This window comes from Edwardsiella piscicida (genome assembly GCF_021733145.1).
GTDB lineage: Bacteria > Pseudomonadota > Gammaproteobacteria > Enterobacterales > Enterobacteriaceae > Edwardsiella > Edwardsiella piscicida.
In genome coordinates, this window is sequence record NZ_CP090968.1 from 3,043,385 (window position 1) to 3,056,237 (window position 12,853).

General features: G+C 63.9%; 11 protein-coding genes. All 11 read left to right on the forward strand.

Annotation, left to right across the window (positions count from 1 at the left end):
• The first annotated feature begins 537 nt into the window (after positions 1-537).
• Positions 538-1,545, forward strand: a complete 1,008-nt coding sequence (gene galR, locus L1P05_RS13895; protein ID WP_012849713.1) for an HTH-type transcriptional regulator GalR — start codon at positions 538-540, stop codon at positions 1,543-1,545.
• Positions 1,546-1,591: 46 nt separating this feature from the next.
• Entirely contained in the window at positions 1,592-2,602 is a 1,011-nt protein-coding gene (locus L1P05_RS13900; RefSeq protein WP_012849714.1) for a LacI family DNA-binding transcriptional regulator, read from the forward strand.
• Positions 2,603-2,788: 186 nt separating this feature from the next.
• On the forward strand, positions 2,789-3,403 hold the full coding sequence (locus L1P05_RS13905; protein WP_012849715.1) for a 4Fe-4S dicluster domain-containing protein: 615 nt from the start codon (positions 2,789-2,791) through the stop codon (positions 3,401-3,403).
• Positions 3,400-5,301: a proton-conducting transporter transmembrane domain-containing protein gene (locus L1P05_RS13910; RefSeq protein ID WP_012849716.1), complete on the forward strand. Its 1,902-nt coding sequence runs from the start codon at positions 3,400-3,402 to the stop codon at positions 5,299-5,301. The genes L1P05_RS13905 and L1P05_RS13910 overlap by 4 nt, the downstream gene beginning before the upstream one ends.
• 12 nt (positions 5,302-5,313) lie before the next feature.
• Entirely contained in the window at positions 5,314-6,252 is a 939-nt protein-coding gene (locus L1P05_RS13915) for a respiratory chain complex I subunit 1 family protein (RefSeq protein WP_012849717.1), read from the forward strand.
• Positions 6,253-6,327: 75 nt separating this feature from the next.
• A complete protein-coding gene (locus L1P05_RS13920; RefSeq protein ID WP_012849718.1) occupies positions 6,328-8,028 on the forward strand; it encodes a hydrogenase large subunit in 1,701 nt (566 codons plus the stop codon).
• Between the two features lie 19 nt (positions 8,029-8,047).
• Positions 8,048-8,605 (forward strand): formate hydrogenlyase complex iron-sulfur subunit, encoded by a 558-nt coding sequence (locus L1P05_RS13925; protein WP_012849719.1) that lies wholly within the window; start codon positions 8,048-8,050, stop codon positions 8,603-8,605.
• Entirely contained in the window at positions 8,602-9,423 is an 822-nt protein-coding gene (locus L1P05_RS13930; RefSeq protein ID WP_012849720.1) for an NADH-quinone oxidoreductase subunit B family protein, read from the forward strand. The genes L1P05_RS13925 and L1P05_RS13930 overlap by 4 nt, the downstream gene beginning before the upstream one ends.
• Positions 9,420-9,863 (forward strand): formate hydrogenlyase maturation HycH family protein, encoded by a 444-nt coding sequence (locus tag L1P05_RS13935; RefSeq protein WP_012849721.1) that lies wholly within the window; start codon positions 9,420-9,422, stop codon positions 9,861-9,863. Before L1P05_RS13930 ends, L1P05_RS13935 begins: the two co-directional genes overlap by 4 nt.
• Entirely contained in the window at positions 9,856-10,335 is a 480-nt protein-coding gene (gene hycI / locus L1P05_RS13940) for a hydrogenase maturation peptidase HycI (RefSeq protein ID WP_012849722.1), read from the forward strand. Before L1P05_RS13935 ends, hycI begins: the two co-directional genes overlap by 8 nt.
• 305 nt (positions 10,336-10,640) lie before the next feature.
• On the forward strand, positions 10,641-12,785 hold the full coding sequence (fdhF, locus tag L1P05_RS13945; RefSeq protein WP_080514648.1) for a formate dehydrogenase subunit alpha: 2,145 nt from the start codon (positions 10,641-10,643) through the stop codon (positions 12,783-12,785).
• Positions 12,786-12,853: the final 68 nt, after the last annotated feature.

Here is a 12,853-nt window from a genome sequence, read left to right on the forward strand (position 1 = left end):
AGCGCCGCAAACTGCACAGGCGGGAATATCTGCGCCCGAGCACGGGCGGGCGCGACGGGCAAAAAAAAACCTACGCATCTGCGTAGGTCGGTGTAAGCGTTGGTCGGCTTTCCGGCGGGAAAACCAGAACGTCACCCATCAATACCTCTGGGACAATCAGTGTAGGAAAATAACGGCCGACGCCGCCACGAATAATTCGCAAGCTAACGGTTCAAAGTGAAACAGAGTGTAATCGAGGGGAAAATGAGGCAAAAAAAACCTACGCATCCGCGTAGGTCGGTGTAATTTTGTTGGCTTCAGCAACTGAAAACTGAACTCTCACCAATCAATACCTCTGGGACATTCAGCATACGGGGCATCCCCGCGATACATGAAGTCCCGAATGGCAACATTCGACTGCGAAATGTAACCAGCGGTGTACTTTGTTGTTTTTCGCACATATTAGAGGCTCAAACGCCCATCCTCGGCTTGCAGGCGCGGCGCTTTTCCGCAACACTGGTGTAAACGTTTACGGTTTGCAGTTGGACACTCAAGAACATGGCTACGATCAAAGATGTTGCCAGGCTTGCCGGCGTATCGGTAGCCACCGTCTCCCGGGTTATCAATAACTCCCCCAAGGCCAGCGAAGGCTCGCGCGCGGCGGTGCACGCCGCCATGGCGCAGCTGCGCTATCACCCCAACGCCAATGCGCGGGCGCTGGCTCAGCAGTCGACGGAGACCCTGGGGCTGGTGGTCTGCGACGTCTCCGACCCGTTCTTTGGCGCCATGGTCAAGGCGGTCGAGCAGGTAGCCTACGCCACCGGCAACTTTCTGCTGATCGGCAACGGATACCATGAGCAGCACAAGGAGCGGCAGGCCATCGAACAGCTGATCCGCCACCGCTGCGCGGCGCTGGTGGTCCACGCCAAGACCATTCCCGACGATGAGCTGGCGGCGCTGATGCAGCAGATCCCCGGCATGGTGCTGATCAACCGAACGCTACCCGGCTATGAGCAGCGCTGCGTGGCGCTGGACGACCGCTACGGCGGCTGGCTGGCGACCCGCCATCTGATCCAGCAGGGACATCGCCGCATCGCCTGTATCTGCTCCAACCATGCCATCTCCGACGCCCACGACCGCCTGCAGGGGTACCTGGAGGCCATGCGCCAGCACGATCTGCCGATCGATGAACGGCTGATCGTCCATGCCTCGCCCGATGAGCTCGGCGGCGAGCAGGCGATGACCGAACTGCTGGGACACGGGCGTAAGTTCAGCGCCGTCACCTGCTATAACGATCCCATGGCCGCCGGCGCGCTATCGGTGCTGAACGACAACGGCATTGAGGTGCCGGGTGCGGTCTCCCTGATCGGCTTTGACGACGTGCTGATCTCACGCTACCTGCGCCCGCGGCTGACCACCATCCGCTATCCGGTGGTGGCTATGGCGACCCAGGCGGCGGAGCTGGCGCTGGCGCTGGCCGCGGGGAAAACGCCGCCGGAAACCACCAACATGTTCAGCCCCACGCTGGTATGTCGCCATTCCGTCTCTCCCCTGCGGACGCTGTGATACACTGCTGCACGTCATCGCCGTCAGCCAAGGGAGAGAAGGAACTATGATCACCATGCTGGACGTCGCACGCCGCGCAGGCGTATCCAAAGCGACGGTATCCCGCGTGCTCAACGCCACCGGACAGGTCAAGCAAAGCACCCGCAGCGCCGTATTCCGCGCGATGGAGGAGCTGGGCTATCGCCCCAACCTGCTGGCCCAGGCGCTGGCCAACCAGACCTCCAACACCCTGGGACTGGTGATCTCCCACTTTGACGGCCCCTACTTTGGCCGCCTGCTGCGCCAGGCCGCCGCGCAGGTCGAAGCCAGCGGCAAACAGCTGATCGTGACCGACGGCCACGATACGCCCGACGGCGAGCGCCAGGCGGTGCAGATGCTCAGCGATCGGCGCTGCGACGCCATCGTTCTGTATACCCGCTTTATGGCCGAGGCCGATCTGATGAAGCTGGTCTCTCAGTACCCCTCTCTGGTGGTGATCAACCGAGCGCTGCCGCAGGCGGCGCAGCGCTGTATCTTCTTTGAACAGCGCGCGGCGGCGCGCCAGGCGGTGGAGTATCTGATCGGCCGCGGCCATCGTCGCATCGCCTGTATCACCCTGACCATCGACACCCCGACCGGACAGGCGCGCCTGCAGGGCTACCGCGACGCGTTGCAGGCCCATGGCCTCTGCGCACCCGCCCAGCGCGTCGCCCACGGCGATAACAGCGTAGAGGGCGGATACCAAGCCTGCCTGCGGCTGCTGGAGAACCGCGACGCGCCGTTCAGCGCCCTGTTCTGCTGCAACGATGATATGGCCATCGGCGCCCTGCGCGCCCTGCGCCAGGCCGGGCTGCGTGTCCCGCAGGATGTCTCCCTGTTCGGCTTTGACGACCAGCCCATCGCCGCCTACCTGATGCCGGCGCTCTCCACGGTCTACCTGCCCATCGATGCCATGATCGCCGCCGCGATCCAGCAGGCCCTGCGCCTGAGCCGCGGCGACCCCGTCGACGCTCTGCCGCCCTTTTGCGGCGAAATGCGTCTGCGTGAGTCGGTCGCTGACGCCCCCGCGGCGCAGTAACGCATCGTCATAAGTGTCGACATGCCGCATACGCTGTCGACATCGTCACCTTATCGAGCGATGTCGACAGCATCGTCATATTACAATCAATTGATTTAAAACAATAAGCACAGCAACAATCCTCTTGGCACGGTTTATGCTTATCCGGGGCGGATCTTTTTTATAGTCTGTCTTTGAGGACATAACATGAACCGCTTTGTGATTGCGGATCCCCGACTGTGCATCGGGTGCAATACCTGCATGGCCGCCTGCTCGCAGGAGCATGAGGCGCAGGGCCTGCAGGCACAGCCGCGCCTGACGCTGGTCAAGACCAGCCACGAGTCGGCGCCGCAGATGTGTCATCACTGCGAAGATGCCCCCTGCGCCCTGGTCTGCCCGGTCAATGCCATTACTCGCCAGGACGGCGCGATTCAGCTCAACGAAAGCCTGTGCGTCGGCTGCAAACTGTGCGGTATCGCCTGCCCCTTCGGCGCCATCACGCTGGGCGGCAGCAAACCGCTGCATATTCCCGCCAACAGCAATACGCCGCTGGCGCCGCCTGCGCCCCCGGCTCCCCTCAGCGTCGGCCCGTTCCTGGACTGGTACCCCGGCATCCGCAGCATCGCGGTGAAGTGCGACCTGTGTCAGTTTAGCGACGCCGGACCGGCCTGCGTCCGCGCCTGCCCAACCCATGCCATCGTACTGGTGGATGCGCGCCGCCTAGAGGACGCCAGCGCCGCCAAACGCCTGAACGTACTCGATGCCCAGCGCGCCGACCTGCTGGCTCTCGCTCGTATATCCGGGGGAAATGACGCCCTATGAGTATTCTGCAGCTGTTTAATCTGATGCTGGCGCTGTATCTGTGCAGCGCCGTCATCGCGCTGGCGTTCAGCGGCATCGGCCGACTGGGCGCCCGCATCGCCGCCGCCGGCGGGCTACTGGCCGGCCTCTGCGGCAGCGCCGCTGCCGCCGCCCTGTTACTGCAGGCGCCGCAGTTTCCTCCGGCGATCCTGCTGTTCAACCGCCTGCCGGTACTGTTCAGCCCGCTGAATAACCTGATGCTGCTGCTCACCTCGCTTATCAGCCTACTGTGCGCGCTGTCGGCCTTTAGCGTCTCCCGGCACGACACCGGTAAAGCCGCGCGCAGCGGCTGTCTGATGAACCTGCTGAGCGCCGCCATCAGCCTGCTGGTGGTATCGAACGATGCGCCGACTTTTATGGTGATGCTGGAGCTGATGAGCCTGAGCGCCGCGCTGCTGGTCTGCCAGGGCGGCAGCGCCAAGGCGCGCCGCGCCGCCGGACTGTACTGGCTGATGTCCCGCCTGGGCTCGCTGGCGCTGCTGCTCTGCTTCTGGCTGCTGTGGCGCGCCAGCGACACGCTGCTGCTGAGCGAGTTCCATCTGGCCAGCCTGAGCCACGCGCAGCAGAGCATCGTCCTGCTGCTCGGCCTGCTCGGCTTTGGCATCGTCACTGGCCTGGTGCCGCTGCACGGCTGGATCCCGGAGCTGCACGCCCACGCCCCGGCACCGGCGGCTACGCTGTTTGCCAGCGTCATGCTCAAGATAGGCCTGTTCGGCCTGCTGAAGCTCAGCATCGATTGGCTCGGCGTCCCGCCGCTGTGGTGGGGGCTGCTGCTGCTGTGCTGCGGCGCCCTCACCGCCTTTATCGGCGGGCTGTATGCCCTGGCGGAGCACGATCTGCGCCGCCTGCTGGCCTATCACACCGTGGAAAACAGCGGCATCATCCTGCTCGGGCTGTCGGCCTGCGTCATCGGCGTCGCGCTGGGCAGTCCGCTGCTGGCGGTGATGGGGCTGCTGGCCGGGCTGTTCCATCTGATCAACCACACGCTGTTTAAGGGCGGACTGTTCTTCGGCACCGGCGCCCTGACTCACGCCACCGGTCTGCACGACATCGATAAGATGGGGGGCCTACTGCGGCGCATGCCGCTGCTGGGGCTGATGATGCTGCTGGCGCTGATGGCCATGGCGGCCCTGCCGCCGCTGAGCGGGTTTGTCAGTGAATGGTACACCTACCAGTCCCTGTTCAGTCTGAGCCAGCGCGGCGCCGGCGCCCTGCGCCTGCTGGCACCGCTGGCGATGGTGGCACTGGCGATCGCCGGCGCGCTGGCGGTGATGTGCGTAGCCAAAATCTTCGGCATGACCTTCCTGGGGGCCCCGCGCAGCGAGGCGGCGGCCAATCCGGGCGCGACGCCGTGGAATATGCTGCTACCGACCCTGCTGCTCAGCCTGTGCTGCGTCCTGTTTGGGGTCGGCGCCCCCTGGGTGGTTCCCGCCCTGCTGCGCCTCAGCGCTCAGGTGCTGCAGCTGGCCATCGGCAGCGATGCGCTGACGATGGGCGCCATCATGTCGCCGGGCAGCGGTAACCTGACCCTGCTGTCGCCGCCGCTGATGACCCTGCTGCTGCTGGCCTTCCCGCTGCTGCCGCTGCTGCTGAGCGCCCTGTACCGCGGCAGCCGCCTGCCGGCGCGCCGCCACGGCGATGCCTGGACCTGCGGCTACGGCCATGAGGCGGGCATGGTGGTTACCGCCGGCGGCTTTGCCCAGCCGCTGCGCGTCCTGTTCTCCCCGCTGTTTGCCCTGCGTCGGGTCTGCAATCCGGCGCCGCTGTGCGGCGGACTGCTGAGCGAGGGCGCCCTGCGTGTCTACCCGGTACTGGCGCTGTGCGAACTGGCGCTGCTGCTGGTTGCCGTGTTCTCCTGAGGAGATGATGTGATGATGAGTTCACTTTCCATTTTCGCCCTGGCCCTGGGCCAGGCGCTGATCCTGCTGGCGCTGGCGCCGCTGGCCAGCGGTATCACGCGCGTGCTGCGGGCGCGCATGCACAGCCGACAAGGCCCCGGTCTCCTGCAGGAGTACCGCGATATCGCCAAGCTGCTGCGGCGCCAGAACATCGCCCCGCAGTGCAGCGGCGCGCTGTTCCAGATGATGCCCTACGTCATGGTTGGCACCATGCTGACCATCGCCAGCGCCCTGCCGCTGGTCACCCGCAGCACGCCGCTGCCGGGACTGGGTGACGTCATTACCCTGGTCTACCTGTTCGCCGTCGCCCGCTTCTTCTTCATCTTGGCGGGGCTGGACACCGGCAGCCCGTTCAGCGCCATAGGCGCCAGCCGTGAATCCCTGCTGGGCATTCTGGTCGAGCCAATCCTGATGCTGGGGCTGTGGGTGACCGCGCTGCTGGCCGGCTCCAGCAACCTGGGGCTGATGGGGGGCTATGTGTATGACTGGCATCAGCACGCCTCGCTGGCGCTCGGCCTGGCGCTGCTGGCCTGCGCCTTCGCCACCTTCATTGAAATGGGCAAGCTGCCGTTCGATCTGGCCGAGGCCGAACAGGAGCTGCAGGAGGGGCCGCTGACAGAGTACGCCGGCTGCGCGCTGGGCATCCTCAAGCTGGGCATCAGTCTCAAGCAGCTGGTGGTGCTGCAGCTGTTTATCGCGGTGTTCATCCCCTGGGGGCAGAGCGCCACCCTGAGCGGCGGCGCCCTGCTGCTGGCGCTGGTCATCGCGCTGGTCAAGCTGCTGATCGGCATCGTCGTCGTCTCCCTGCTGGAAAACAGCATGGCGCGCCTGCGTTTCCTGAAGACCGGCTACACCACCTGGGCCGGCTTTGGCCTGGCGCTGTTGGCGTTCTTCTCCTGGCTGATCGCGTGAGGCGAACCATGACATCTATCGCCACGACGACCCGTTTTCCCTTTTTTGGCACAACCCATGAGGCCGCAAAGTAAAATGACACAACACACCGGACAACACTACATTGCGGCGCTGCGTCAACAATTCCCCCACGCCATTATCGAGGAGAGCTGGCAGACCGATACCCAGGCCACCCTCACGGTGAAGACCGACATGCTGCCGGAGGTGGTCGAATACCTGTACTATCAGCAGGGCGGCTGGCTTTCCGTCCTGTTCGGCAACGATGAGCGCCCGCTGTGCGGCAGCTACGCGGTCTACTACGTTCTGTCGATGGAGCGCGGGACCAAGTGCTGGATAACCGTCAAGGCGCTGGTCGACGCCGCGACCCGCGAATACCCGTCGGTCACGCCGCGGGTGCCCGCCGCCGTGTGGGGCGAGCGCGAAGTCCGCGACATGTATGGACTGATCGCCGTCGGCCTGCCGGACGAGCGTCGCCTGGTGCTGCCGGACGATTGGCCGGACGATCTCTACCCGCTGCGCAAGGATGCGATGGACTATCGTCAGCGCCCGGCGCCGACCACCGATCGCGAGACCTACCCCTTCGTCAACGACAGCAGCAGCGGTAAAATCGTTCCCATCGGCCCGCTGCACATCACCTCTGACGAGCCAGGTCACTTCCGCCTGTTCGTGGACGGCGAGGACATCGTCGACGCCGACTATCGCCTGTTCTATGTCCACCGCGGCATGGAAAAGCTGGCGGAGACCCGCATGGGCTACAACGAGGTCACCTTCCTCTCCGACCGCGTCTGCGGTATCTGCGGCTTTGCCCACAGCACCGCCTACACCAGCTCGGTCGAAAACGCGCTGGGCATCCAGGTGCCGCAGCGCGCCCAGGCTATCCGCTCCATCCTGCTGGAGGTCGAGCGTCTGCACAGCCACCTGCTCAATCTGGGGCTCTCCTGCCACTTCGTCGGCTTCGATTCGGGTTTCATGCAGTTCTTCCGGGTACGTGAAAAATCGATGAAGATGGCGGAGATCCTCACCGGCTCGCGCAAAACCTACGGCCTGAACCTGATCGGCGGTATCCGTCGTGACATGCTCAAAGAGGACATGATCGCCACCCGCCGTCTGGCCGCAGAGATGCGCGCCGAGGTCAAAACCCTGGTCGATATCCTGTTCAGCACCCCCAATATCGAACAGCGCACCGTCGGTATCGGCCGCCTCGACCCGCAGATCGCCCGCGACTTCAGCAACGTCGGCCCGATGGTTCGCGCCAGCGGCCACGCGCGCGACACTCGCGCCGACCATCCGTTCGCCGGCTACGATCTGCTGCCGATGCAGGTCCACAGCGAGCAGGGCTGCGACGTCATCTCGCGCGTCAAGGTGCGCATTAACGAGGTGTTTACCGCCCTCAACATGATCGAATTCGGGCTGGATAACCTGCCGGGCGGCCCGCTGGCGGTCGAAGGCTTTACCTATGTTCCGCAGCGCTTTGCCCTGGGCTTTACCGAGGCGCCGCGCGGCGACGACATCCACTGGTCGATGACCGGCGACAACCAGAAGCTGTACCGCTGGCGCTGCCGCGCGGCGACCTACGCCAACTGGCCGACCCTGCGCTACATGCTGCGCGGCAACACCGTATCCGATGCGCCGCTGATCATCGGCAGTCTCGACCCCTGCTACTCCTGTACCGACCGCGTCACACTGGTGGACGTCAACCGCCGCAGGTCAGTGACCGTGCCTTACAAAGAGATTGAGCGCTACGGTCTGGAGCGCAAGGACTCACCGCTGAAGTGATCGCCGGAGACGAGAGACTATGCTGAAACTGTTAAAAACTGCCCTGCGTCATCGCCATGCTACCGTCGCCTATCCGGCGCGTCCGCTGGATGTCGACGCCAACTTCCGCGGCAAGCCGCAGTATGATGCCCAGCAGTGCATCGCCTGCGGCGCCTGCACCGCCGCCTGCCCGGCCAACGCCCTGACCATGCAGACCGACGCCGCCAGCGGCGTACGGACCTGGGCGCTCAATCTGGGGCGCTGCATCTTCTGTGCCCGCTGTGAAGAGGTGTGCCCCACCGCCGCCATCGTGCTGTCGCCGGAGTTTGAGCTGGCGGTGTGGCGCAAAGAGGATCTGCAGCAGCGTGCCGAGTTCCGCGTCTGCCGCTGCATCGAGTGCGGCGCGCCTTACGCCGCGCAGAAAGAGATCGACTACGCTATGGCCCTGCTGGTCCAGGCCGGTCACCTGACGGCCGACCAGGCCGAGGCGCGCCGGGCCCAGTTTGAAACCTGCCCGGCGTGCAAGCGTCAACACAACATGATCCCGACGGCGCGCATTGCGCTGGGCCGTCACCTGATGCCGGAGGCGTCACAATGAGCCAGATCATCACTACCCCGCCGGCGGGCGCATTAATCGGTCCGCGCGACGCCAACGGCCAGCCGGTGCCCATCACGCTGGATGCACAGGCCGCCCGCCTGAAGCAGACCCTGCTGAAGGACATCCGCCGCTCGGCCTATGTCTATCGCGTTGACTGCGGCGGCTGCAACGGCTGCGAAATTGAAATTTTCGCCGCCATCTCCCCGCTGTTCGACGCGGAGCGCTTCGGCATCAAGGTGGTCGCCTCGCCGCGCCACGCCGATATTCTGCTGTTCACCGGCGCGGTGACCCGCGCCATGCGCATTCCGGCGATCCGCGCCTACCAATCGGCCCCCGATCCCAAAATCGTGATCTCCTACGGCGCCTGCGGCTGCAGCGGCGGCATCTTTCACGATCTGTACTGCGTTTGGGGCGGCACCGACAAAATCGTCCCGGTGGATGTCTATATTCCCGGCTGTCCGCCGACGCCGGCGGCGACCCTGTATGGCTTTGCCGTCGCCCTCGGCCTGCTGGATCAAAAGCTCAAGGCGCAGCACCACAGCCAGCAGGACGATGAGCAGGCGGCCATCCTGCACCCGGATATCCCGCAGACCCTGCGGGTGCTGATCGATCGCGAGGCTCGGCGCATGTCCGGCTACCGCTATGGCCGCCAGCTGGCCGACAAGTTTATGGCCCTGCTGGCCAGCCGCGACGCCGATACCCTGGAGCAACGCCTCGACCGCTTCCTGGCGGCGGAAAACGATCCGCGCCTGAGCGAGGTCATGGGGCGGCTGATGCAGGTGTGCAGCGATGCGGCCCCCCAGGGAGATCGCCGATGACCGAACGCGCGTCCGCCTACTTTCCCGACCCGACGGTGGTGTTTCACATCCTCAACGCCAAGTTTGTACAGCAGGCTGAAGATGATGCGGCAACGCCGCCGGCGGCGCGAGAGGTTATCTACTACAGCCTGGCCATCGGTCACCACCTGGGGGTGATCGACTGCCTGAAGCCCTACCTCTCCCTGCCCCTGAGCGACTACCGGGCGTGGATAGCGCAGCTGGAGGCCGGCGAGGCGCGGCGCAAGCTGGAAGGCGTGCTGCGCTTTGGCGAGATCGGCATCGATATCAGCCATATTCACACGCTGGCCTGCGCGCTGGATCGGGCGCTGCCGGCGATGACGCCCCCGCAGCAGGCGTGGAGCCGCAGCCTGATCGACGCGCTGCAGCTGATCGAGAATGAACCGACAATCTATCTGATGGTGAAACGACACAATGGCTGACAATCTAATCCTGTGCGTAGGCAACAGCATGATGGGCGACGACGGCGTCGGCCCGCTGCTGGCGGAGAAGCTGTGCGGACACCCTATCCCCGGCTGGCAGGTCATCGACGGCGGCAGCAGCCCGGAAAGCTACGCCCACACCGTGCGCGAACTGCGCCCGCAGAAGCTGCTGATCGTCGATGCGACGGAAATGGGGCTGGAGCCGGGCGAAATCCGCATTATCGACGAGCGCGACATCGCCGAGCTGTTTATCGTCACCACCCATAACCTGCCGTTGAGCTACCTGATAGCCCAGCTGCGCGAGGACGTGGACGATATCACCTTTATCGGGATCCAGCCGGCCATCGTGGCTTTTTACGCGCCGATGATGCAGCCGGTCAAAGAGGCGGTCGAGACGCTGTATCAGCGCCTGCACCGCTGGGGAGACGACGGCGGCATCGCACGTCTGACGGTGCCCTCAGGCGAGATCTGACGCGCGGCGCCGAGCCGGGTGCCAAAATTGTGCGACAGTTTTGTCGAGTCCGTCGGCACTTTGATGCGGATCATCACGGGATTCCTACGCCAGCCTTTATAGTTCAGGCAATTAGGCCACCTGGCTTGATGGGAAAACCTGGCACGCATCATGCATATATAATCGGGAGAGCGCGGCGGACGGCCTCTGTGCCGCCGCCCGTACATGACAGGCGGGACGCACACCGATGCGCCAAGGCTCTCTGTAGATAGTTACGCCGGACGGGTACGCAACGTCCGGTGGTCATAAAAATAGGAGCAATGTTGATGAAGAAAGTCATCACGGTCTGCCCTTATTGCGCCTCGGGTTGCAAAATCAACCTGGTGGTGGATAACGGCAGAATTATTCGTGCCGAAGGGGCGAATGGCGTGACGAACCAGGGCGAGTTGTGCCTGAAAGGGTACTACGGCTGGGATTTTATCCACGATACCAAAATCCTGACCCCGCGCCTGAAGTCACCGATGATCCGCCGCGAGCGCGGCGGCAAACTGGAAGCGGTTTCCTGGGACGAGGCGATCGCCTTCGCCAGCTCCCGTCTGCTGGCGGTCAAAGAGAAGTACGGCCCGGATGCCATTATGACCACCGGCTCATCGCGCGGTCCCGGCAACGAAGCCAACTACGTGATGCAAAAGTTCGCCCGCGCGGCTATCGGTACTAACAATATCGACTGCTGCGCACGCGTCTGACACGGCCCTTCGGTTGCAGGTCTGCAGCGATCGGTCGGTAACGGCGCCATGAGCAACTCTATCGTCGAACTTGAAGATACTGACTGCATTTTTGTCTTCGGCTACAACGCCGCGGACTCTCACCCCATCGTCGCCCGTCGCATCCTCCATGCGAAGGCCAAAGGGGCAAAAATCATTGTCTGCGATCCGCGTCGCATTGAAACCACACGCATTGCCGACATCCACGTTCCGTTGAAAAACGGCTCTAACATTGCGTTCCTCAACGCGATGGCGCAGGTGATCATCGCTGAAAACCTGCACGATCGCGCGTTTATCGAACGGCATACCGAGGAGTTTGACACCTTCCGCGATCTGGTCGCCGCCTACACCCCGGAATCGGTTGAAGAGACCACCGGCATCAGCGCGCAGATGATCCGCGAAACGGCGCGGATGTATGCCAAGGCGCCCAGCGCCACCATCCTGTGGGGCATGGGGGTCACCCAGTTCTATCAGGGGGTGGAGACCGTACGTACCCTGACCAGCATCGCGCTGTTGACCGGCAACCTGGGCAAGCCCCACGTCGGCGTCGGCCCGGTTCGCGGGCAAAACAACGTACAGGGCGCCTGCGATATGGGCGCGCTGCCCAACACCCTCCCCGGCTATCAGTACGTGAATCAGCCGGGCGTACTGGAGAAGTTTGCCAAGGCCTGGGGCGTTGAAAAGCTGAACGACAAGATTGGCTACGCCCTGAGCGAGGTGCCGCACAATATCGATCACGGCCTGATCAAGGCGCACTACGTGATGGGCGAAGATCCGCTGCAAACCGAGCCGGATCTCGCCACGATTCGCCGCACCTTCGAACAGCTCGATCTGCTGATCGTGCAGGACATCTTCATGACCAAGACCGCGGCCATCGCCGACGTGATCTTCCCGGCCACCAGCTGGGGCGAACACGAAGGGGTGTACACCTCCGCGGATCGCGGTTTCCAACGCTTCTATAAAGCGGTGGAGCCGGTGGGCGACGTGAAGCGCGACTGGGAGATCATCGGCCTGATGTCAACGGCGATGGGCTACCCGATGCGCTACAGCGATACCCAGGAGATTTGGGACGAGCTGCGCGAGCTGTGCCCGATCTACTACGGCGCCACCTACGAGAAGATGGCGGATCTGGCCTATATCCAGTGGCCGTGCCCGACGCTGGAAAGCCCCGGCACCCAGTACCTGTACCAGGGCGGCAAGTTCGACACTCCCAATGGCAAAGGCCAGTTCTTTACCTGCGAATGGCGTCCGCCGATCGATCGCGTCAGCGACGACTATCCGCTGGTGCTGGCGACGGTACGCGAAGTGGGCCATTACTCCTGTCGCTCCATGACCGGTAACTGCAAGGCGCTGGCCGCGCTGGCCGACGAGCCGGGCTATATTCAGATCAACACCGAGGACGCCAAGACCTTTGGCATCCGCGATCAGGATCTGGTGTGGATCCGCTCGCGCCAGGGCAAGGTCATCAGCCGGGCGGCCGTCAGCGAGCGCGCCAACCGCGGGGCGGTCTATATGACCTACCAGTGGTGGATCGGCGCCTGTAACGAGCTGGTCGCAGAGAACCTGAGCCCCATTACCAAGACGCCGGAATACAAATACTGCGCGGTCACCCTGGAGGCCATCGCCGATCAGCCGGCGGCGGAAGCCTACGTGGAACGTGAGTATGACAGTATCAAGCGGCATCTGCGCGAAAGCGCAGAGGGGTAACGGGCTGCGGCTCTCAAAACAATAACGCGCCTTTGAACGCCTTATCAACGGGGTGCGCGGCGGATTAT

Excerpts from the sequence above, each read along its gene's own strand:
- galR (WP_012849713.1), top strand. The coding sequence starts at position 538 with ATGGCTACGATCAAAGATGTTGCCAGGCTTGCCGGCGTATCGGTAGCC.
- L1P05_RS13900 (WP_012849714.1), top strand. The coding sequence starts at position 1,592 with ATGATCACCATGCTGGACGTCGCACGCCGCGCAGGCGTATCCAAAGCG.
- L1P05_RS13905 (WP_012849715.1), top strand. The coding sequence starts at position 2,789 with ATGAACCGCTTTGTGATTGCGGATCCCCGACTGTGCATCGGGTGCAAT.
- L1P05_RS13910 (WP_012849716.1), top strand. The coding sequence starts at position 3,400 with ATGAGTATTCTGCAGCTGTTTAATCTGATGCTGGCGCTGTATCTGTGC.
- L1P05_RS13915 (WP_012849717.1), top strand. The coding sequence starts at position 5,314 with ATGATGAGTTCACTTTCCATTTTCGCCCTGGCCCTGGGCCAGGCGCTG.
- L1P05_RS13920 (WP_012849718.1), top strand. The coding sequence starts at position 6,328 with ATGACACAACACACCGGACAACACTACATTGCGGCGCTGCGTCAACAA.
- L1P05_RS13925 (WP_012849719.1), top strand. The coding sequence starts at position 8,048 with ATGCTGAAACTGTTAAAAACTGCCCTGCGTCATCGCCATGCTACCGTC.
- L1P05_RS13930 (WP_012849720.1), top strand. The coding sequence starts at position 8,602 with ATGAGCCAGATCATCACTACCCCGCCGGCGGGCGCATTAATCGGTCCG.
- L1P05_RS13935 (WP_012849721.1), top strand. The coding sequence starts at position 9,420 with ATGACCGAACGCGCGTCCGCCTACTTTCCCGACCCGACGGTGGTGTTT.
- hycI (WP_012849722.1), top strand. The coding sequence starts at position 9,856 with ATGGCTGACAATCTAATCCTGTGCGTAGGCAACAGCATGATGGGCGAC.